This is a genomic window from Maridesulfovibrio ferrireducens (assembly GCF_900101105.1).
GTDB classification, from domain to species: Bacteria; Desulfobacterota; Desulfovibrionia; order Desulfovibrionales; family Desulfovibrionaceae; genus Maridesulfovibrio; species Maridesulfovibrio ferrireducens.
The window spans coordinates 298,123-319,395 of the sequence record NZ_FNGA01000005.1; the positions used below are offsets into that span (position 1 = coordinate 298,123).

The window sequence follows — 21,273 nt, forward strand, 5'->3', positions numbered from 1 at the left end:
TTATTGTTGAATCAAAGGTACGGAAGTATTGATATCATCACGACATAAAAGCCGAGAAAAGACGTGCACTGGCTAATCGTAAGTGCCTCTAAAAATATGATGATAAAATCAACGGCACAATTTTTAAAACAATAGAAAAGAATTAACGAAGATATGAGAAATATTACAACCATCTTAGTTATCGCGGCCGGAACATTCCTAGTTAATCTGGACGCCAGCATCGTTAATATAGCACTTCCCACACTCTGCACAGATTTAAGGGCCAGCACACAGGATGTCGCGTGGGTCGTGCTGATTTATTTGTGCGCACTGGGAAGCCTGCTTCTTTTTTCAGGAAAACTTGGAGATGCACTGGGCTCAAAACGAGTTTTTATCACGGGTTTTTTAATTTTTTCCGTGGGTTCTCTTATCTGTGCTTTTGCTCACCAGATTCACATGATGTATCTAGGCCGACTGGTTCAGGGAATCGGTGCGGCATGTATTATGGCTAATTTTGGCGCAATTCTACTCCAGAACTTACCTTCAGATTACATAGGCAGAGCTTTCGGCCTTAATACGGTTCTCGGAGGTATCGGGTATGCCATGGGTGCGCCTCTGGGCGGCTGGCTGATTCATTCTTTCGGCTGGCGATGGATCTTTTTAATCAATATTCCTGTAGGAATTGTCGCGATTATCGCCTCAATGATATATCTAAAAAAAGATCCGGCAAGAAAATCAGAGCCGGAATGCTTTGACCTGCAAGGCCTCTTCCTAAGTATTATAGCTGTAACTCTTTTTCTGCTGATCCTGACCCGGGGATTCGGTGAAAATATTTTTTCAGCAACATATGCCGTTGCTGTTATTATTTTCTTAGCGTGCACAATGGCATTTATCCGGCAGGAGCTTAAAACTAAACACCCTCTCCTTGAAATACCTCTGTTTCTAAAAAAAGGCATACTTGCATGTATTGCCGCCAACATGGGCTTTGTGATTGTCCTTTCCGGCTTAAACTTCCTTTTCCCTTTTTATTTCATGGAAGTGCTGCAAATGGGGGTAGGCAGAACAGGCTTTTTCCTCATGTTCTTCCCGGTGGTGTCCATCGCGGTAAGCCCTCTTGCCGGCTATCTGGCAGACAGATTAGGTCCTAAGGTGATTGAGGTCAGGGCCTCAGCGCTGGCAGTACTTACCACCGCCAGTTTTTATTTTTTCTCACCCGATATTTCAAGTGCAATGATCATTATCATTTTTATCGGATTCGGTATCGCTCTTGCCATGTTTTTCACAGCAAATATAACCCTTTTCATGAGCAATGCCCCGGCTGACAGAGCCGGAATGTTCACTGCGGTAGCATCTTCGGGCACAACCATCGGAGCGGCTCTGGGTGTAAGTATTTTTGGAAATTTTCTGGAAACCAGTAATGGATCTGACATTTTAAGCCGTGCCTTACAGATTGATTCCGGTTTCCACTATGCAGTTTTTCTGGCTACAGCCTTTGCCCTGATAGCGTTCGGGGCTTCCATGATATCAAAATCAGGGCAGCCCTCACTGCCTGAAGAGGAACAGAATTATGAAAAATGAAAAATCAGAACATAAACTATATGACCTGTCACATCCTCAAAAAAGAATCTGGTATTCTGAAAAGACATATCCCGGAGTAGGTGCCGCCAACCTAGTTTTCCTTGTAAAGTTTGATTTCAAAGCCGACAATACTATACTGGAATCCGCCATAAATGCGGTAATCAATGCCCATCAAGGGATAAGAATGCGGATAACGGAGCTAACCGAACAGGAAACGGTAAAACCCTGTCAGTACATTGAACCCCATAGCGATAAACTGTTTGATGTATATGACTTCCATGTTCCCGGCGGTACTGCAAAGCTTAAAAACTGGTCAGTTGACCAGACTTCCCAGCCCTTTGAATTTTTAGATTCCGATCTGTTCTATTTTGCTCTGCTGCGTCATGACGACGGAAAAAGCGGCTATTACATGAAGCTTCACCATATAGTCTCAGACGGCGGCACTGTGCTGTTATTTCTCAGAGACATCAAAAATACCTATTTTCGATTTTTGGAAGGAAAAGCCGCTGATTTTTCAATGACCAACTCCTATATTGATTTTTTAAATTATGAACAAAAATATTTGAATTCAGCCAGATACAATGAAGATAAATTGTACTGGGAAGAAGAGATGCTGCCCTTACCCGAGGAAATTAATCTATCAGGATCACGTTCTACCGATGGTTCCATGGCAGCAGATAAAAAGATATTGGCCTTCGACAACGGGCTGAGAGACGGTATGCGTAAATGGGCAAAAGAAAATAAAACTTCTGTTTTTAAACTCGTTTATACAGCGGTTTCTATCTACACAAGTCGCATTACAGGCATAGATGATTTTGTACTGCCCACCTTCAATCACAACCGTTCCATAAAGAAACAGTATGAAATGGCAGGGATGTTTATCAGCACCATCCCCGTTAGAATTCGAATGAAGGGAGATGATATTTTTGGATCACTGGTCAAAACCGTCGGCGACCAGATGAATTACCTTATTAAGGAACGGCAGAAATACCCTTTTGATGAATTGGCTGTAAATCTGAGGGATAAGTCTGGAATTGACCCGTCCTTTTTTATGAATGTTTCGGTAATAGGACATCAGGACGTGCTTTTTGAAGACATGGGTTTTGAGCATATTCAGCCTCCTTATGAAGCCGGCGGCCTTTCCATCCACGTTAATCCGCAAAACAAAGATCTTCTCGGAATTTTAGAGCTGGAATTCGACTATAAAAATGCTTTGTATTCGGAAGCATCCATTGAGACAATTTTTAAGGGAATATGCAATATTATTTCTGCCGGAATTAAGCATCCTGAACAGAAAATTAAAGATCTGCCTATTATCGACAAGGCTCAAATAAATCAGGTCATACATGAGTTTAACGCTACAGAAGAAGCTTATAACCTTGAAACTACCCTTGTTCACATGTTTGACAAACAGGTGGAGAGCTATGGCGACTCACCTGCTCTCGTTCTCGGTGATGAAAAACTTACCTATAATGAGCTTGCAAGTAAGGCTGATTCTCTTGCCTTTAAGTTACATGAAGCGGGAGTTGGACCGGAAACCATTGTGGGGCTCATTGCAGGAAGGCGCGTAGAAAGTATCATCGCCATGCTTGCCATATTAAAGGCTGGCGGGGTCTATCTTCCCATTGATCCCAAATATCCCGAAGACCGTATTCTCTACATTCTTAAAGATTCTGGGGCAAAGCTCCTTCTGGCTCATTGCGATGAAGTTCCAAGTTCTTATACCGACAATTATTTTGATCTTTCAGATAGTTCTCTTTTCACTGCGAAGGCTGAAAAACTACCCATACGGACAGATTCCAAAAATGCAGCCTATATAATCTACACATCCGGTTCAACGGGACGCCCCAAAGGGGTTGTCATTGAACACAGGAGTGTTGTGAATCTTGTTAACTGGCACAGCCGGGCCTATGGCATAACAGCCGGAGTTAAAACCGCCGAGTATGCTTCTTTCAGCTTTGACGCTTCGGTCTCCCAGATATTTTCTCCCTTACTAAACGGCGCCGAGCTTCATCTTATTTCCGAAGATATCAGACTCAATCCCGTAAAAATAAATGAGTATCTTGAGGAAAATCAGATTATTTATATCGATCTTCCCACCCCCATGTGTGAACAGTTCCTTGAAATGTGCGATAATAATTCTCTCAAGGTGATGACCACAGGCGGGGAAAAACTAAAGAAATACAGCCTGCCTAAATTCCGGCTGGTTGATGAATACGGTCCCACGGAAAACACGGTAATATCCACACATATCCATCTGGACAAAAAATGGATTAAATCTCCCATTGGGAAGCCTGTTCCCAACACCCGTGCATATATTCTTGATCGGTATAAAAATCCTCAGCCCCTTGGTGTGGCTGGAGAACTTTATCTCGCCGGAGCTGGTCTTGCCAGAGGATATCTGAACCGGCCCGAGCTTACCCTTGAAAAGTTTGTGGCTGATCCTTTTTTCCCCGGGCAGAAAATGTACCGGACAGGAGATCTCGCAAAATGGCTTCCCGACGGCAATATAGATTTTCTGGGCCGGATCGATTTTCAGGTGAAGATCAGAGGATACCGGATAGAGCTTGAAGAGATTGAAGCACGAATAGTAAAGCTGCCTCATGTCACAAATGCTGTGGTCGATGTCAGAGAGGATAATACTGGATCACCCTTTTTATGTGCATGGGTTGAAACATCGCAAGAAAACGGGGTTTCAGACATACAGGCCAGCTTGAAAGCAGATATGCCGGACTATATGGTTCCTGCCTTTATTACCGCCATTGATACTCTTCCTATGAACAGTTCGGGGAAAGTAGACCGGAGAGCGTTGCCGGAACCCGATCTTGAATCCCAAAGACAGACCGAATATGAACCTCCCAAAACCGAGACAGAAAAAAAACTTGCTCTTATCTGGGAAAAAATCCTGGGCCTAAAGAAAATCAGTGCCAATGATAGTTTTCTATCTCTGGGCGGCCACTCATTGAAAGCTTTGACCATGCAATACCGGATACAAAAAGTTTTCAAGATCAACCTTCCCATATCAGAAATTTTTAAACTGCAAACATTGAGAAGAACTGCCGCCTTTATTGAACAGTTGAAAGACAGCAAAGAAGACGAAATAAAATCAGTACCTGTCCGTAGTTTTTATCCGGTAACGTCTGCCCAGAAAAGACTCTACCTGATTCACCAGATGGGAAATGTAGACACGGCATACAACATCCCCCTTGTCATGAGAATACAGGGCCCTCTGGATCATGTGAAACTGGGAGCCGCCATTGATGAACTTGTTTTGCGCCATGAAATACTGCGCACAGGTTTTAAACTGGAAAATGGAATTCCGGTGCTGAAAGTTCATCAGGAAGTCACTCCTAAAAGGGTTTTTGCTGAAACTTCTCCCAATCATGTGCAGGCTCAGATAAAAGATTTTGTAAAACCGTTTGATCTGGAAAATGCTCCTCTGTTCAGGACAGCATTGTTCAGGGAATCTGCTAACAGCCATGTATTTGTTTTTGATGTTCACCATATCATTATGGATGGACTTTCTGTTTCCATTCTTATGAAGGAATTATGGGATATTTACGGCGGCAACGAACTGCCTGCCCTCGAATTCAGCTATAAAGATTTTTCAGTATGGCAGCAGGAAACCAACGTAGGTGGTAGATTACCGAAACAGCAGGCGTATTGGCTGGATGTTTTTAAAGGGTTTAGCCAGACCATGGAATTTGAAGCTGACCATGTGCGAAAAGCTTCTATGGATTACAGCGGAGGCCGCCTGCTCTTTGACGTACCCGAAACCGTCAAAAACAGGTTAGCAAAAGTCGCTGAGAAATCAGGGGTTACTCTGTTTACAACCATGCTCGCGGCCTACGGAATATTTTTAATGCGTCATACCTCCTGCACAGATCTTGTTGTGGGAATTCCATCATCAGGCCGTACCATCCCGGAAGTGGAAAATATGCTGGGCATGTTTGTCGGTACTATGCCGTTAAGGTTGTTCCCCGATAAAAACACCCCGATAAAAAATTACCTTTCCTCAGTAAACCAGACGGTCATGGGAGCTTTGGATAATCAGGATTACCCTCTGGAAGACCTTGTTGAACAGCTTGGCGTAAAAAGGGAACCCGGAAGGACTCCACTGCTTGATGTCCTTTTTACTCTCAGAGAAATGCCTTCGACCATGAAAGCGGGAGAACTTTCAATTTCGCCTGTGGATTATGATCCGGGAGTTTCCAAGTTTGATCAGACCTTTGAAGCCATCATTCATGAAGAAGGCATTCAGCTAAAAATTGAATATAAAAAGGCTTTGTTTGACGAAGAGACCGTGCTTGGCTGGGGAGATCAGTATATTCAGCTTTTAGAGCAAATCTGTGAACACCCTGATAAAACGGTTGGTGAATATGATATAATTCTGCCTCGGGAACGAAAATTTCTTCTAGAAAAATTCAATGATACCAGCGTCCCATGTCCTAATCAAACTGTGACTGATTGTTTTTGCCAGCAGGCCAAGAGAACACCAGACGCGGTTGCTATTAAACAAGAAGACAGGACCATTTCATTCAGCGAACTAGACAGCCTGACCAATCGGCTTGCCAATAGACTTAGGGCCGAGGGCGTAAGTTCAGGGCAGGTTGTAGGGGTAGTAGGTTCGGCTTCCATTGAATTTATTGTAGGTATTTTGGGAATTCTGAAAGCTGGGGGAGCATATGTGCCGGTTGATATCGGCTACCCAGCTGAGAGAATAAATTTTATGATGAAGGAGGCGGATGTCCGCCTTGTTTTGACCACTTCAGGCAATGATCAGGCTCAAAAACTGGCCCCGTCTTTAACCTGTCTGAAACTTGAAGATGAACAAACGTATTCGGATAATGACCTCATGCCGGATTCCGGCAGCAATCCATCTGACCCCATTTACATCATTTATACATCCGGCTCCACGGGGAAACCGAAAGGTGTAATGGTAACCCATAAAGGGGTTCTTAATTATCTGCTGTGGGTAAAAAGCTGTTTACTTCAGGATCAGGTCTTTGACGTTCCGCTTTATTCTTCACTTTCATTTGACCTTGTTGTCACCTCAGTGTTCCTTCCTCTTTTGACCGGTTCCCGCATGGTTATTTATCCGGGAGAGGATAAAAGCGGATTGGTAGAGAAAATTATCCGGGAAAATGAAGTCGATGTATTGAAAATGACTCCAAGCCATCTGGCACTTCTTGAGATGGTTGATTGTCAGAGCACCCGTGTGAAAAAGCTGATTGTAGGCGGGGAGAATCTGAGCACAGATTTATGCCGCCGGGTTCTTGCAAAATTCCCGCAGGGGCTTTCAATCGTAAATGAATACGGCCCAACAGAAGCTTCCGTGGCCTGTTCATGGCATGCTTTCAATCCGGCAACAGACAGAGGGGGAGCCGTTCCCATCGGAATCCCTGCCGACAATGCTCGGTTGTATATACTTGACGAAGACCTGCGCCTCGTTCCACGAGGAGCTGTGGGTGAATTATACATAGCTGGTGACGGGCTGGCTGATTGTTATGTCAATCGGCAAGATCTCACCGATCTGGCATTTTTGCCTGATCCATTTATTTCCGGCGAAAGGATGTACAAAACAGGAGACCTTGTTCGTATGTCTGTTCAGGGGCGGATTGTTTATCTGGGCAGAAAAGATCATCAGGTAAAAATCAGAGGATACAGAATTGAAACCTCTGAAATAGAAAATGTACTGGGCAGATATCCATCTGTGAAGGATACTTATGTGCTTGCCGTGGCCGGTGATAATTTAGAAGATTCATTTTTATGCGGCTATTATACCGGGCCTCAGGAAATAGCTCCGGCCGAGTTGAAAGACTTTCTACTCCAAGAACTGCCTGGCTATATGGTACCTTCCCACTTAATTTATTTGGATAATATACCAGTAACAGCCAACGGCAAAGTCGATCGCCGCGCACTCCCTATGCCCGGTAATAACACGAGTGATAAAAAACAGATTGTTAAGCCTCAAACCGAGGTGGAAAAGAAAGTTTTGGATGGATTTTGCAGTATTCTCAAAAAAAATAATATCAGTATGACCGATAATTTTTTTGATATGGGCGGCAACTCCCTGAAGGCTGTGACCCTTATCTATGAGTTGAAAAAACATGTGGAAATCGGGGTGAATGATATTTTCAAATATCAGACGCCGGAAAGACTGGCCCGCAATGTCAGACCTCTTGAAAACAATCTAATGAAAAAATTGCTTGAGGTTAAAGAAAGATTCGGGACCGGACCGGATTCAGAGATCGAAAACTCTTTTGCACAGATGGAATCATCCTATAAAGACCAGTATACTCCATATGAAACGCTGGATCTTTCTGATCAACAGCAATATGAATCCGTGCTTTTAACAGGCGTTACCGGATTTTTAGGAATTTTCCTTTTAAACGGATTACTGACAACGGGTACCTCTCGTATCCATCTGATCATCCGATCCAAAGACAGTGATGCGGCCCGTGCAAGGCTTGACTCCAAATGGGAGTATTACTTCAAGTGCGCTATGCCCAAAATATACAAAGAGAGAATTCAAATCCATGCCGGAGATCTTTCCAGTGAAAAAATAGGTTTAAACAAAGCCGACTGGGAAAAACTTGCACAGGAAGTCGATTGTATTATCAATGCTGCGGCCCTTGTAAAACATTACGGGCATTATGAAGAATTTGTAACGGCAAATGTGGTGTCTGCCAGCAACCTGATCGAATTTGCTCTTCATGGCAGAGATAAAGTCCTACACCAAATTTCAACCACTTCGGTGGGGCTGGGAAATATAGATGATAAAAAGACTTTCCTGTTCACCGAATTTGATACCGACGCCGGGCAGAAAACAGATAATTTTTACCTGACCACAAAACTTGAGGCGGAAAAACAGATTATTTCGGCAAGGCAGCAAGGGCTGACAGCCAATATCTACAGAGTTTCCAACATTGTTTTTGATTCCATTAACGGACGCTTTCAGGAAAATATCGAAGACAACGGATTTTTCAGGCAGGTGAAATCCTATGTTGCCATAGGCGCCGTGCCCGAAGGTATGGACAGGAGTGATTTTTCCTTTGTTGATCAGGTTGCCGGAGCAATTCTCACCCTGTTTGACAGGCCTGCACTGTTCAATGAAATTTTCCATATACAACATGAAACAAAACAAAGTGTTGCCGAGCTGCTGGAAGACCCTGCTCTGAACCTGCCCACACAACGAATGCGTATTCCGCAGTTTATTGATTTCCTAATGGAAAAATTAAATTTTGACGAATATCGCGAAGATATTGAATCTCTCCTGCTTCATTTAGGCTGGCTGGAGAAAAAGACCGCGCAGACAACCACTATGATCAGCTCTGATAAAACCATTCTGGTGCTCAAGAAATTGGGCTTTGAATGGCCATCTCTAAATCCTGAAACAGCCCGCAAATTTGTTTTGGAAGCTTTAAAAAAACGCATGGAATTTTTGAAGAGTATCAGAGCCTTTACCGGCTTGCCTGCTCAAGCCATAGAAGGGCTGGCGCTTAAATCAAGACATGAAGTTTTTGCTGAAAACAGCCTAATTCAAATGGAAGGAGATGCTGCAACAAACATTTTCCTTATTGTAAAAGGGTTTGTTGAGATAAGTAAGCTTTCTCATTCTGGATGGGCTGGCACTATAAAAATAGCCCATGCCGGTGATTTTGTGGCTATGCAGAATTTTGCCGAAGATAAAGGGGCTAGTATAACAATAGAAGCGATCATGGGAGAAGCTCAGGTTGTTATTATCAATCGGGAAGCTCTACTTGCTCAAGTTGTTCAAACCCCGGAATTGGCAGTAAAAATCATGCAGGTCATGGCCGGTCAGCACAGGGATCTGGAAAAATTGCTGGTATATTCAAGTTAGTTCGTTTTAGCAGGAAGGAAAAACATTACCTCGTGAGGACTGGCCTCCATGGTCAGTCCCATGAGACAAATGGGTTTCAATCTTTTAGAATAGTTGCTCCGGATAATATAAATCCGTTCTTCACTTCATAGCGGCCATGTATTTTGGAGCAAACCAGAGAAACTTCAGGTGACTTATGAGTGACGATAACATTAAAAGACAACTCATTAAAATCTAGAGTAATTTCAGCTTGAGCATAATCGATAAATTCCTGAGTAATCGGAAACTGACATTTAAACGCAGCCTCCTTTGTACTAAAAAATATCTTCGCTAATTTGCTGCGTTCACTGAGAGGATAGCTGGAAAGCCAGATAAGCTCTTGCGGAGAACATATAAGCTCAGACAGTTTCCAATCAAGTGGAGAATCAAGCTCTACATCAAGGCCGACACCTTCAATATCATCCTTTTTTGCCACCGCAGCCGCGCAATATCCTTGAGTGTGCGAGATTGAACCTGTCACGTTGTCCGGCCACCGTGGTGAACGATCTTTATTTTGTAAAATTGCACTATCAGCCATGCCTAATTGTTTCAAAGCCTGATGCGCACAAACCCGCCCCCCGCAAAACTCCGCCTGCCTTTCAGGCACCGAGTCTGCTACTATTTCCCATTCATCTTCATGCAAACTGCTTCTAGATATATGAGGCAAGGATTCTGCTGTAACCACAGAATCGGGAAATAGGATATCAAGAAAAGAATCCTTACAATGCTTTATAGACGAGGGCGGCATAATAGCTACATCCTAAATTTTAATTTCCAGTACTTTCATAAAGACATGTCTCTACCAATGCTGTGGGCAATTCCGAGGGTTCTAAATCAGAAACTCTGCACATAACGAGCTTCACAAGGTATTCATAAAAATTTAAAGCTTCGCCACGCCACCAACATTCAACATTTTTTTAACGAATGGCTTTCGTGTGAACTATTTTTCTTTTTCATGCGTCCATTTAATCGAATATAAACTCATTCTGTCAAGAAAAGGACGAGATTCTACCTCCCCCCTCCCCCAAAAAAAGCGGGATAGAAACGGGGCAAAACACCACGCACAAAAAAAGAGCTCACAGTCGTAAAACTGTAAGCTCTTGATTTATCTGGTACCGGGAGAGAGAATTGAACTCTCATGGTATCACTACCGGCGGATTTTGAGTACCGTTCTGGACTCTTTACCCGAGTTTAACTGCCTCATAAGTTCTTTAATTAAAAGAAGAACACTCTTTAACCTACCTTGTTTGATTTCCCCATAATTTACTGTATCTTGGCCTTCTTTATGGGGAATAGCATGGGGAATATGAGCCATGACCCCACGGAATTAAACGGATTAATGAGAGAAAATTGATCACAAATTCCTCTTCCCCACAAACAGGCAAAAAGGACAAGGTTATGGCAGTTAAAAAAAGGAATAAAACCGCATACAAAGGCGTATTTTACATCACCAGCACCCACCCCACAACCGGCGTAAATGAAAAGATCTTCTACATCCGTTACTATAAAAATGGAAAATCAATCGAGGAGAAAGCCGGTCGCCAGCATCAGGACCGTATGACACCAGCCAAAGCCAACCGATTGCGGGTGCTCCGCATCGAAGGCAGGGTTGACTCCAATGAAGAGCGTAGAGAGAAGATCCGTGCAGAACGGGAGAAAATGAACACCAGCCGGTTATGGGAAACATTCTATGATGCTAAGCAAGAAAACAAGAGTATAAAAGACGACCGTAATCGCTGGCGGGCATACCTGCTCAAAGATTTTGGTAGAAAAATTCCGGAAGAAATTTCAACAACGGACATAGACAAACTGCGCCGCAAACTACAGGACCGCGGCCTTGCTCCCGGCACAGTTAAGCAAGGACTTGTCCTGCTCAAACGCATACTTAATTTCGGAGCCAAGCGCGGCCTATGTCAGCCTGTCAATCAGGCCAAACTTCATTTCGAAATGCCTAAAGTAAATAACATCAAAACTGAAGACCTCACGCCCAGACAGCTTTCATCACTCATGGAAGCCATTGAAACCTCATCGAATAAACCTGCTGCGAACATGATGCTTATGGCCCTCTATACAGGCATGAGAAAGGGCGAAATCTTTAAGCTAAGATGGAATGACATTAATTTTAATCGTGGCTTCATCACACTCAAAGACCCAAAAGGTGGAACTGATCAGCGTATACCTTTGAATAATTTAACCAGATCAATTTTGGAAGACCTGCCCCAAAAAGACAGCGAATACATTTTCCCCGGTAGAGATAACGGCCCAACAAAAGAAATGCGTATTCCCTTTCGGCGTATATGTGACAATGCGGGACTGGCCAAAGATTTTCGCCCTATGCACGGACTGCGACACGTCTTTGCCTCTACCCTCGCCAGTTCGGGACAAGTAGACATGTACACTCTGCAAAAGCTGCTCACCCATAAAACACCGTCTATGGTTCAGAGATATGCACACCTGCGTGATGATGCCATGATGAAGGCAAGTGAAGTTGTGGGGGATATGTATCAGAAGATGCAGAAATGTGGCGGTCAAAAGAGGTAGACACAGATACAAATTTTATGACTGCGGTTAACTTGAGAAAGCGGTAGTAAAAAAGACAAACAAAAAAACCGGCGCTTCACTCTGTGAAACGCCGGATAAATAATCAATTACCAGCTGGCATCATCTTGACCAGCACCAGAGTAAACTCCGCTACTAGCTCCCGCTCCACTAGAAACGCCTGGATTAGAGTTTACAGCGGGCTGAGCCTGATTGGCCTGTGAAGAGACATTACTGCTGGCCTGAGCCTTGGCCTGATTATATGAGGTTTTATCAGCTTTAGCGTTCTGTACAGCTGAATCATGACCAGCTTTGGTTCCCTTATGAACCTGCTGAGATTTAACGTCCATTATTCTGGTCAGATAATTGGATTCTTCCATCATTAAGGCCTGTCTAGCAGACTGACCGCTTACCCCATAAATAGAGACATAAATAGTCTGCCCGGAAATGGGATGCTTGACCTTTCGCGAATATAATTTCTGCATTCCGGTAATGGTTCTATTTTTCATAGACTGAGACAACTCGCTGGCAAAACTTTCGGCAGCCACAGAAGTATCTTTGCCCGTGCCTCCATTGTATGTTTCCATCATCTGCTCAGCCTTTTCGTATGAAGAAACATCTGCAAAGATGGCTGTTGCCACTTCCTTCTGAGCATTAAGAGAAGATATTCCACGAGCTCTTTTTTCACTGCTGGCACTTGATCCAACAGCCGCGGCACCAATTCCTATGAAATAAATGTTGCCTCCATTATCGCGAAACCTACGCCCTCCAGTGGAACAAGACCAATCATTATTGTTTACATAATCAGTAATACTAATCTTCCCCGGAGGAACAGTCATATTTTCCCCGGCAAGGTAGCCCCTGACAATCTCTTCCATCTTTTTACTCCACATCATAACAATGGCAGTATGAAATTTTTCATCGTCAGCGCTCCAAGCTTCAAACTGGCCCAGAACTAATCCGCCCATAAGGGGCATTGCAGCCATAGTTTCTACACTGGATTTCAATGTCTCTTTTTTGGAACCTGTCAAAGCGTTTAACTGGGCTTCAGTCTTATCGTACTCCCCGCGAGCGTCCTGATACCGAGATTTAGCTTGTTCGAACTTAGCCCTTTTCTTTTCCTCAATCTGCTCGCTGGAATAAGTCTCATCCAACTTTTTGATGGCAGCATCCATAAGCCTGTTCAGACGATCTCCGAAAGTAGCTCCCTCTAGGGCTGCAGCATCTGCGGCGTTCACGTCTTTAAGCAGAGCCACAAGTCTTTTCCGCTGGGCTTCAATTTTCATCTGCAGTTTATCAATTTTTTCCTTAAACTGGGCACTAAGGTCAGTCCCGGGGGTACTTGCCTGATCCATCACACTCATATCAGTTCTGATAAACTTAATAATTTGTGATTTGGCATCCAGAGTAGCTTCCATGCTTTTGAGCGATCTTTTAATCATAAAACTGTCATCATAAGAAGGATCTTCACTGTCTAAAACCGAAGTTCCCACAGCAATGAATGTTTCCTTTTTATCGTTCCAACCTTGCATGTAACCAGCCCGCGACAAAAACTGAGCCACCATATCATCAACACTCATAGCTGGCACAGAAGACGGCTGAGAAGTCGCCATAGCCTTTTGGGCTGCATTTAAACTGACATCCTTAGACGCATCTTGAACAACCTGTTCTTCCTGAGCTTTTTCATCTGAGTATTCTACTGCAAAGGCAATTGAACTTGCCATCAGCATTACCATGGATACAGCTAATATTCCCGCCAGTTTCGTGGTTCCACTTCTCATTATTGCTTTCCTCTTATTTGCTGTGTGATTCTTTTAAGAATTTTATTTTCCCCAACCCGGCCACTGTAAAACATGAAATCTGCAATAACACTTGCTGACTCCGTTCTACCCATCTGACTATAACACTCAGCCAGATGTCCCATCGCTTCGGAGTCAAATTCCCGTATTTGCAAAAGCTGTAGATAAACTACAGAGGCTTGCGCCCACTTATTATCTGCCTTCAATATAGCCCCCAGATAATCCCAGACTTTAGGATTAGCTGGAGTTTTATCTGCCGCCTGAATTAAAAGTTTTTTAATTTTATTTTTATCTCCGTGACTGCGAAAAAGCTTTACTGCTTGCTTAAAATAGCCATCATCAAAAGCGGAGACACCTTCCCCAAAACGAAGATTACCTACAGAAGACATCGACATTTTAACTGTCTCACCACCGATCGATTGCCATTTTGGAGGTACCATTGAACTACCTCCTGTCAAACTATTCATAGTATCGAGAACGTCCGGATAATTATTGCCACTCGCAGGCAATGATAATCCTAAAAGAGAAAAGGAACGTTCCGGCTGAGTATTCATAGATCTTTCAGCCATCATTGAAAGAATTTCATAAGAACCAGGAAGTTTATGAAGATTTTTAGCCTCAATATTCATCTTTCCGTCTAAAAGTTCCTTTAATGCATTCCTTTGAGCTAAGGGACTAGGCTTAAAAGAATAATTATCCATGCAGAACTCTTCTGACAAACCTTCTTGAATTGCAAGGGAGGCGAGATGAGGTAGACCTGCATCAAAAAACAGAGTCGCTGCTAAAGAATAGTTTTCATGCTTAAGCGCATCCTCAAGAACTTGACTGAACACTCTCATGGGATCCGCAGAAACTTGCTTAAGCTGAGCACAAAATTGTTTAAGCTCAACTACAGGAACAGCAAAGGCATATCTATACCTTTGCTTAACAGGTGCATTTTCCACAACATGTCCATGAAACTGAGCGAAGGACGGAGTTTGAATTTTCTTTTCAAGATAGGCTTGAAGAATCTTTCTGGACCGCTCAGGCCAACGACTCAAATCACATTGAACTTTGCCGCATTCTGAGGCCGACCATGAGCGCATCAACTCGCCAACTTTAAGCATGGTCTTGGCTCTCATATCACGCACAGAATTGCTGCGATCTTTTCTTTCAAGATCGGCAATAAAAACAACGTAATCAGTTAATGAATACCAGCCTGAACTCTTATCCTTTAACGAAGACTGATACAACCCAGCCAGTTCAAACACCTTTAAAGGAGCTTGCTGAGCCATCGTTACTGACGGGAAAGCGACCACAAACATAACCGCAAGTAAAAAGAGGGAGCGCAGCTTCCCTCTACCAGTCATCGCTACTTTCCTTTTCCATCTCAGCCATGGATTTCTCTATTACTTTTTCAACCTTCTTAGTCTTTTTAGCAGCACTTTTTTGACCACCAGACCCTTTAATCAAACGAACAATAAAACCATTCGGAGTAAAGACCTTATTCATATCAACACTGCATTTGAGAATGTTAGCCCTGGAAGTTTTAGCCTGTACATCGACGACTTGCACAATCCCTATCGCAACCTCTTCACGTCCAAGAAACTCTTTGGTATATGGATCAACCATTCTTTTTCCATACTGAACTAAAGTGAACTTCTGTCCTTTCTTTACAGTCTCTCCACCCTGCCCGAGGTAAATGGATTTACCGGAGACAGAAACGACCACAAGAGGAAAAATTCCATCTACGATTTTCCTGCCCACCACGTCGGCATCTTTCTTGGAAATTCTGCTCATGTCCGGCAAAGAACCCTGAATAGTTTTGATATTCTCATAAAGCTGAGAAAACACAACCTGCCCGGTGGCAACATCAATTACGCGACAGGTAAAAGATCCACCGTACTGGGACATAGGAAATTTTTTTCCAGTAGATTTCATTTCCTTGAACCATTTCTTGGCAACAACCTTGTTGATCTGCCCTACTACAATAAAATCAGTGCCGAGTCGGTTACCAAGCCTGGCCATTTCCTCAACAGGAACGTTAGCTCCTTTTAAGGAATCCAGTTCTGCATTGCTCTCTTTCTCAAAATCACGATCCAGCACGGCAAACTTTCTGCTCTGGGCAAGGTAACTCACCAACCCCTGAGCCAAAGTCTTCGCAAAATCGGCCTGAATTATATCTTCGGTATTTTCCAAACGAAACGGAAGGACTGCAATACGGTTGCGCTTAGACTGCTTGGACACTTTATATTTGGCAATTGTTGCCTTCAGAGTAACATTTACCAGTTTTTTATTATAAGGATCGTTTCCAAGGGCCAGAACCTCATAGCTCTTGATTACACCTTTTGTCGCAGTCTGAACTTCCTGTTGAAATTCTTCACTGTTAAGCTCGGCAACACCTTTCTCTCCCAAAACATTAGCCTCTACTCGTACAGAAGATAAAGCAGATCGCTCTTTGGTAGACATTTGCATACCATTAACCTGACCTAAAGCCTGCCCCAAAGCGTCATGGACAGCCGCTTTGGCAGTTTCACCTGTTCCAGTCTTTTCAACTGTCACATAGTCAATTTTAGCAAAAGCCATACTGGTAGAAAGACAAAAAGTAACCAGAGGAATAAAAAGAAGTTGAAGAAATAATCTCACTTGTTGAATCTCCTGAAAGCACGGCAGTTCAGATTAAATTTATGCAGCCCGGGCCAATATAAGCCCGGACTGTCCACTTAATGCACAAGACTTTCTACAAATCACCCATCGCATCTTCAGCGCCGGATGTTTCGAGTTTATTACTTTTGCAAAATGCTATCAGTTTATGAGTAGTTGAAACTGTTTGGGAAGTAAGAGCAGGAATTCTTGGAGCCATATTCATACCAAAGGAAAGATCTTTTTTGATAGAGAGAAGACTAGTCGGAGAAGCTTCTGCAATCGCAGACTGAGCTCCGTCAAGCCACTCAGTGAAGTCCTTGCTGAGTTTTGTCATATCAACAACACCAAGAGCATAAGGAGGTAATGCTTCTGCAACCTTCTTTTTAGAGGACTGGTCAAGATCATTCATAGATGACTCTTTTTTAGAAATAGCTTCATCATTATCTTCGGTTAACGCAACGGACTTATCAATCTCTTCATCCTGAACGTTACCAGCTTTGAGAACTCCAATCTGGTTAGCTACAGCACCAGCTGCATTTTTATCACCAGTTGCGATAAGAACTTTTTCCTGAGCACCGAGCATATGCACCAACGCACTGACAAGTCTTGATTTAAGCTTTGCCTGATCTGAGCTTAGCCCCTTAATGTCAGCCTTAGGCGCATCGTCTCCGCCTGACACCACAGAAGTAACGCTGCCTAAACCAAATGCACTGGCTGCACCTGCAAGACAAAGAACCAAAAGGATAGTACACAAAGAAATTGTAAAGCGTTTCATCAATTCACTCCGTAACGGATGCAGGAAAAACCTGCGTTAATGGTTAAAAAAATCTCTCCCCAAAAAAATAAAGCCCAGCCTAAATTGGCTGAGCCTTGCTACTCTACTTCAATCCTTTTGCATTCAATTGATCAACAATGGAACGAGCTGCTTCCTTAGCAGCCTTTGATAATGCATTTCTTTTAGCAACAATGGCAGAAGGACCAAGACCTGCGAACTGAACAGGACCGACAGAAGCAACCTTCTTAGGCAAACGTTTACTAATATTATAAACCTTGGCATTTACAGATACATAAACCCTTTTCAAGCCACTTGTAGGATCAATATCTGGCATTCCTGCGTCTAAAGTTCCAATTGCAAATAAAGGAACTTCACAACGTCTTGCTCCTGCAATGGCGGCTTTGCGAGTTTCGCGAGAAAGCTCTGCCTGCATTGAAAATTCTTTTTTAATAACTGCAGGTTCAACTCCACCGCATTCACTTACGATATCGCCATACTCTACAACTTCAAAGCCGGCAGGAGACAAAACTTCATTCATTGCAGCATCAATATCTGCTGAGCTTGAAATAGTATATTTGAGTTTATCTGCCTTTTGCTCAGAGCTTCCACCAGTTGTAGTTTTGGCCATGCTTTTTTGGGATTCACCAGAAACCATGGTAGAACCGCCCATCGAACCTGTTTCTTTACCTGATGACATCGATTGCGCCTGAGCAACTTTGGTCACCTTTTTGTCATAGGATTTAACTGAAGCAGTATCGCGAGCAACAAAAATAAAGGAGAACATACTTCCTTCGCCGGACGCCCCACTACCTGCGGCAGAAGAAAGGCTCAGTTTGCTGTCAACGGCAACATCATTAATGAGAGCTTTAACCGCTACAGTATATTTTTTATTATCTTCATCGTTCCTTTCGTCCACAATGCTATGGCTGGCAATGTATTGACCAAGATTATCCGTAAATTCCTTTTCAATTTTAAGATAAGCTTTATACTTTGCAGCGTTAAATGAAGAAGTATATTTCTTCCATGCATTCACTAAGGCTTCTTGGGCAACCTTATCCTTAGTTTCTGTTTTTATTTTTGAAGAAAAAACTCCTCCGTCGTAATTGAGAGTAGCAACTCCTGTTACTGAAGTGCCCGCAAAAGCGGCAGAACACAGCATTAACACGCAACAAATCACCAGCATTATTGAAAATACTTTCTTCATTTGATCCTCGTTTATCAGTACTTATTGATTTTTTGTTTCAGAGCTTGAAATTGGTCACCCGTACATGACCCTTCCGCACATTTTTTCAGCCAATCTGAATCACATATTTCGATTTGTTTTGTTGTCTTATCAAAAAGAACCAGCAAGCTTTCAACAAAAGCAGAACTATCCTCGACGGTTAACTGGCCAACAGGAACAATTTTAACCGCTCCGTTTTTAATTTTACTGTTGACGACATCTCCAAGAGCAGACTCGACAATAAGCCGAACATAGCTTCCATACACCCACGATTGCCCGGTCTCGTTTTCGTCCAGTTTTACCTTTTTAAAGCCTCGAATAGCTATGGTTATAGGATAATCTCCATCTGGAACCGTAAGCTCGAAAACATTCCCATTTGCAAAACGGCCAGCCATCTTATTGCCTATGGCCTTTCCTTTTGTATAAGGCAGTATGCTCGTCTTCAAATTCTTGGCAAAAAAAGAACTAAACTGTTGGGCAACAAAAATCTTAAAAGCTTCTTCTCGGTCATTCGGGAAATTCTTTACAACAAAATCATTGGCCTTTGCCTCTAAAACCACGTCTTCAACCTTGAAAGTCAAATTTGAGGCACTGGATTTAACTTCTACGTCTGTTAAAAGACAGCACAAAGAGTCAAGAAAATTCACTCCCGCAATATCAGACAAATAAAGTTTTTTAAATATTTCAAGCTTGTGTTCCTCGGAAGGAATCTTAGAAGTACAATCGGTAACCCTGACACCAAACGGATAGCTGGCCACAACTTCCATTTTAATAAAATCAAAAATCAATATCTGGCCGTGTAAGTTGTAGACAGATTTAACCAACCCCTCTTCAAGTGTTTCAACGGCTACATCCTCCCAATCCAAAGCAATAGCCATTGCTAAACCTTCACCACTATCCAACTGTCCCAATTCACCGGTAATAATTTCAATATTTTTACTGTCAGTCTTCTGCATCCTCTCGGAAAGCATCTTTTCAACAAGCGGTCTGCCTTCTGCATTATTCAGGCTGTAGATTTGATCACTGTATTTATACTGACTCTTTATATCTGCATGCTCTCCAAGAAAGGCAAAACCAGAGTAAATAACCTTTTCTTTCTCGGCATGAGCTTCAACAATATTTAGTGTTGAAAATAGACCTAAAACAAAAAGCACGAATATAATTCGCGCGGTATCTTGTGCTTTCATTTTGTGGGTATCCCTTTCCAGAGTGTAGTTATTAATTTAATTATCAGACAAGAATTAAACAATTAAACCCCGTAATATCTATACCAAATGAATTGTTCAATCAATAGAAAATTATGATTAATTCAATAAGGTGCAAGCAGCTTTTAAAATTTCTTTTTTTTTAGGATGTAATTTGAATTTATGAACGACTAAAAGCTACACGAATAAACCGAGTCATCGACTTTCGGTAAAATTTTCAAAAATAAAAGAATATGAGGGCGAATGAAATTGTAGAGGGATGTATCAAAGCATATTTTCAACAGATAGGGCGATTAACATGGTCCAAAGGAACGCCCCATTCATATGAATTAACTCATCGTGGTGGTAAAATATTCGAGGTAAAAATAAAATAGAACAGCTTAACAAGTGGTCTGTGGAGGTTGAAAGGCTAATGCTGTAGTCGCAGCCTCTTCTCAGTCAAACGATACTTCTGTAACCGACTCTTAGGCTTATCAGGAATAGTCATTTCAATAAGCCCTTCTTCTAGAGCTGGCTTGAGATAAAGATCTCTAAATGATTTGCGATCTTTCAAGCCCAAAACAGCTTGAATCTCGTCACGGCTCATTTCTCCAGAAATAGCTTCTATCAAAGCTTTAACATGGGGGGTGACATGGGGGCCGACTTGGGGGGTCGTAGATGAAACAGCATCCAAAATCATCCTGAGCATGAACTCGATAAATGGGGCTGAATCAGCTTTATCCGTGCTCTGTTGCAGAGCGTCATAATATTCTTCTTGGTGTTCATAGATCAGACTTTCGACCGGAATATCTGCGAACAAAGGATTCCAGCGATTCAGGATCAGAGTTTGCCACAAACGGCCCATACGACCGTTGCCGTCTGCGAAAGGATGTATGAATTCAAATTCGTAATGAAAAACTGAACTTGCTATCAGCGGATGGTCATCAGTAGCGGCAAGCCATCCAAAAAGATCCTGCATTAAAATAGAAACGCGTTTCGCTGGCGGGGCCATGTGAATTACCCTTTCACCCGCAATCACGCCGACACCGGAATGACGGTAAACACCAGCCTCATCTATCAGGCCGGACATAAGCACGCTATGTGCCTCAAGCAAGTCAGCTTCCCGCTCCACAGACCAACTATCAAAACGCTCATAAGCAGCAATGGCGTTACGCACTTCCTGAATTTCACGGGGCGGGGCTATTACCCTTTTGCCGTCAAGAATAGCTGTTATCTGTTCTTCGCTTAGGTTGTTCCCTTCAATAGCTAAAGAACCGCGAATAGTGCGCACGCGATTGATGCGCCTTAACCGTAATTCCTTTGAATTGTCGGTAAGGACGGTCAAACGCCCTACGACCTCGCTTATCTGAGCTATCAGATTTACGATGGCTGGGGTTATTGTGTGGGGTGGGTGGTAGGTTGGCATTCTAATATTTTAGCAAACATTATCAAGAGTAACAACTTCCTAGACACAACAAAACAAAATATTCAATCCAAGAATTCACATACCGACCTCAAATTACAAGTAAACAAATACCATACCATGAAAGCGGAGATTAATTTTAAAAATAATTCCCCTCGCTTTTCATAAACTTTCTATATATTTTGTTAAGCAACAACAAAACACATTAAATTAAGTAAATATTTTAAAGACTAACAAGAAAACTAGATCTTATCTTTATTATTTGACA

11 protein-coding genes are annotated in these 21,273 nt (G+C 42.7%); 3 read left to right on the top strand and 8 right to left on the bottom strand.

Features of this window, described 5'->3' with window-relative positions; translation table 11 throughout:
- Positions 1 to 153: 153 nt before the first annotated feature.
- Positions 154 to 1,557, top strand: a complete 1,404-nt coding sequence (locus BLT41_RS15905) for an MFS transporter (protein WP_092162909.1) — start codon at positions 154 to 156, stop codon at positions 1,555 to 1,557.
- Positions 1,547 to 9,421, top strand: a complete 7,875-nt coding sequence (locus BLT41_RS15910) for a non-ribosomal peptide synthetase (RefSeq protein WP_092162910.1) — start codon at positions 1,547 to 1,549, stop codon at positions 9,419 to 9,421. The genes BLT41_RS15905 and BLT41_RS15910 overlap by 11 nt, the downstream gene beginning before the upstream one ends.
- A 76-nt stretch (positions 9,422 to 9,497) precedes the next feature.
- Here BLT41_RS15910 and BLT41_RS15915 read toward each other — a convergent pair whose 3' ends face one another.
- Positions 9,498 to 10,187 (bottom strand): 4'-phosphopantetheinyl transferase family protein, encoded by a 690-nt coding sequence (locus tag BLT41_RS15915; protein ID WP_092162911.1) that lies wholly within the window; start codon positions 10,185 to 10,187, stop codon positions 9,498 to 9,500.
- Positions 10,188 to 10,837: 650 nt separating this feature from the next.
- Between BLT41_RS15915 and BLT41_RS15920 the strand changes: the two genes are divergently transcribed.
- On the top strand, positions 10,838 to 11,980 hold the full coding sequence (locus BLT41_RS15920; protein WP_092162912.1) for a tyrosine-type recombinase/integrase: 1,143 nt from the start codon (positions 10,838 to 10,840) through the stop codon (positions 11,978 to 11,980).
- A gap of 107 nt (positions 11,981 to 12,087) precedes the next feature.
- Here BLT41_RS15920 and BLT41_RS15925 read toward each other — a convergent pair whose 3' ends face one another.
- From BLT41_RS15925 to BLT41_RS15955, 7 genes are all read right to left on the bottom strand, one after another.
- Positions 12,088 to 13,758, bottom strand: coding sequence for a hypothetical protein (locus tag BLT41_RS15925; RefSeq protein ID WP_092162913.1), 1,671 nt, complete (start codon positions 13,756 to 13,758; stop codon positions 12,088 to 12,090).
- The gene (locus tag BLT41_RS15930) at positions 13,758 to 15,125 is read right to left on the bottom strand and encodes a tetratricopeptide repeat protein (RefSeq protein WP_092162914.1); all 1,368 of its coding nucleotides are present in this window, start codon (positions 15,123 to 15,125) and stop codon (positions 13,758 to 13,760) included. The genes BLT41_RS15925 and BLT41_RS15930 overlap by 1 nt, the downstream gene beginning before the upstream one ends.
- A complete protein-coding gene (locus BLT41_RS15935) occupies positions 15,115 to 16,401 on the bottom strand; it encodes a hypothetical protein (RefSeq protein WP_092162915.1) in 1,287 nt (428 codons plus the stop codon). Before BLT41_RS15935 ends, BLT41_RS15930 begins: the two co-directional genes overlap by 11 nt.
- 94 nt (positions 16,402 to 16,495) lie before the next feature.
- Positions 16,496 to 17,176, bottom strand: coding sequence for a hypothetical protein (locus BLT41_RS15940; protein WP_092162916.1), 681 nt, complete (start codon positions 17,174 to 17,176; stop codon positions 16,496 to 16,498).
- 103 nt (positions 17,177 to 17,279) lie between these two features.
- Complete coding sequence (locus tag BLT41_RS15945) at positions 17,280 to 18,380, bottom strand: hypothetical protein (protein ID WP_092162917.1); 1,101 nt, start codon at positions 18,378 to 18,380, stop codon at positions 17,280 to 17,282.
- A gap of 14 nt (positions 18,381 to 18,394) precedes the next feature.
- Positions 18,395 to 19,585, bottom strand: a complete 1,191-nt coding sequence (locus tag BLT41_RS15950; RefSeq protein ID WP_092162918.1) for a hypothetical protein — start codon at positions 19,583 to 19,585, stop codon at positions 18,395 to 18,397.
- Between the two features lie 427 nt (positions 19,586 to 20,012).
- On the bottom strand, positions 20,013 to 21,008 hold the full coding sequence (locus tag BLT41_RS15955) for a Fic family protein (protein WP_092162919.1): 996 nt from the start codon (positions 21,006 to 21,008) through the stop codon (positions 20,013 to 20,015).
- Between the last annotated feature and the right edge of the window lie 265 nt (positions 21,009 to 21,273).

Bases quoted from the DNA above. Each gene is read 5' to 3' on its own strand.
- BLT41_RS15925 (WP_092162913.1), bottom strand. From the start codon at position 13,758: ATGAGAAGTGGAACCACGAAACTGGCGGGAATATTAGCTGTATCCATG.
- BLT41_RS15905 (WP_092162909.1), top strand. From the start codon at position 154: ATGAGAAATATTACAACCATCTTAGTTATCGCGGCCGGAACATTCCTA.
- BLT41_RS15910 (WP_092162910.1), top strand. From the start codon at position 1,547: ATGAAAAATGAAAAATCAGAACATAAACTATATGACCTGTCACATCCT.
- BLT41_RS15950 (WP_092162918.1), bottom strand. From the start codon at position 19,585: ATGAAAGCACAAGATACCGCGCGAATTATATTCGTGCTTTTTGTTTTA.
- BLT41_RS15930 (WP_092162914.1), bottom strand. From the start codon at position 15,125: ATGACTGGTAGAGGGAAGCTGCGCTCCCTCTTTTTACTTGCGGTTATG.
- BLT41_RS15955 (WP_092162919.1), bottom strand. From the start codon at position 21,008: ATGCCAACCTACCACCCACCCCACACAATAACCCCAGCCATCGTAAAT.
- BLT41_RS15940 (WP_092162916.1), bottom strand. From the start codon at position 17,176: ATGAAACGCTTTACAATTTCTTTGTGTACTATCCTTTTGGTTCTTTGT.
- BLT41_RS15945 (WP_092162917.1), bottom strand. From the start codon at position 18,380: ATGAAGAAAGTATTTTCAATAATGCTGGTGATTTGTTGCGTGTTAATG.
- BLT41_RS15915 (WP_092162911.1), bottom strand. From the start codon at position 10,187: ATGCCGCCCTCGTCTATAAAGCATTGTAAGGATTCTTTTCTTGATATC.
- BLT41_RS15920 (WP_092162912.1), top strand. From the start codon at position 10,838: ATGGCAGTTAAAAAAAGGAATAAAACCGCATACAAAGGCGTATTTTAC.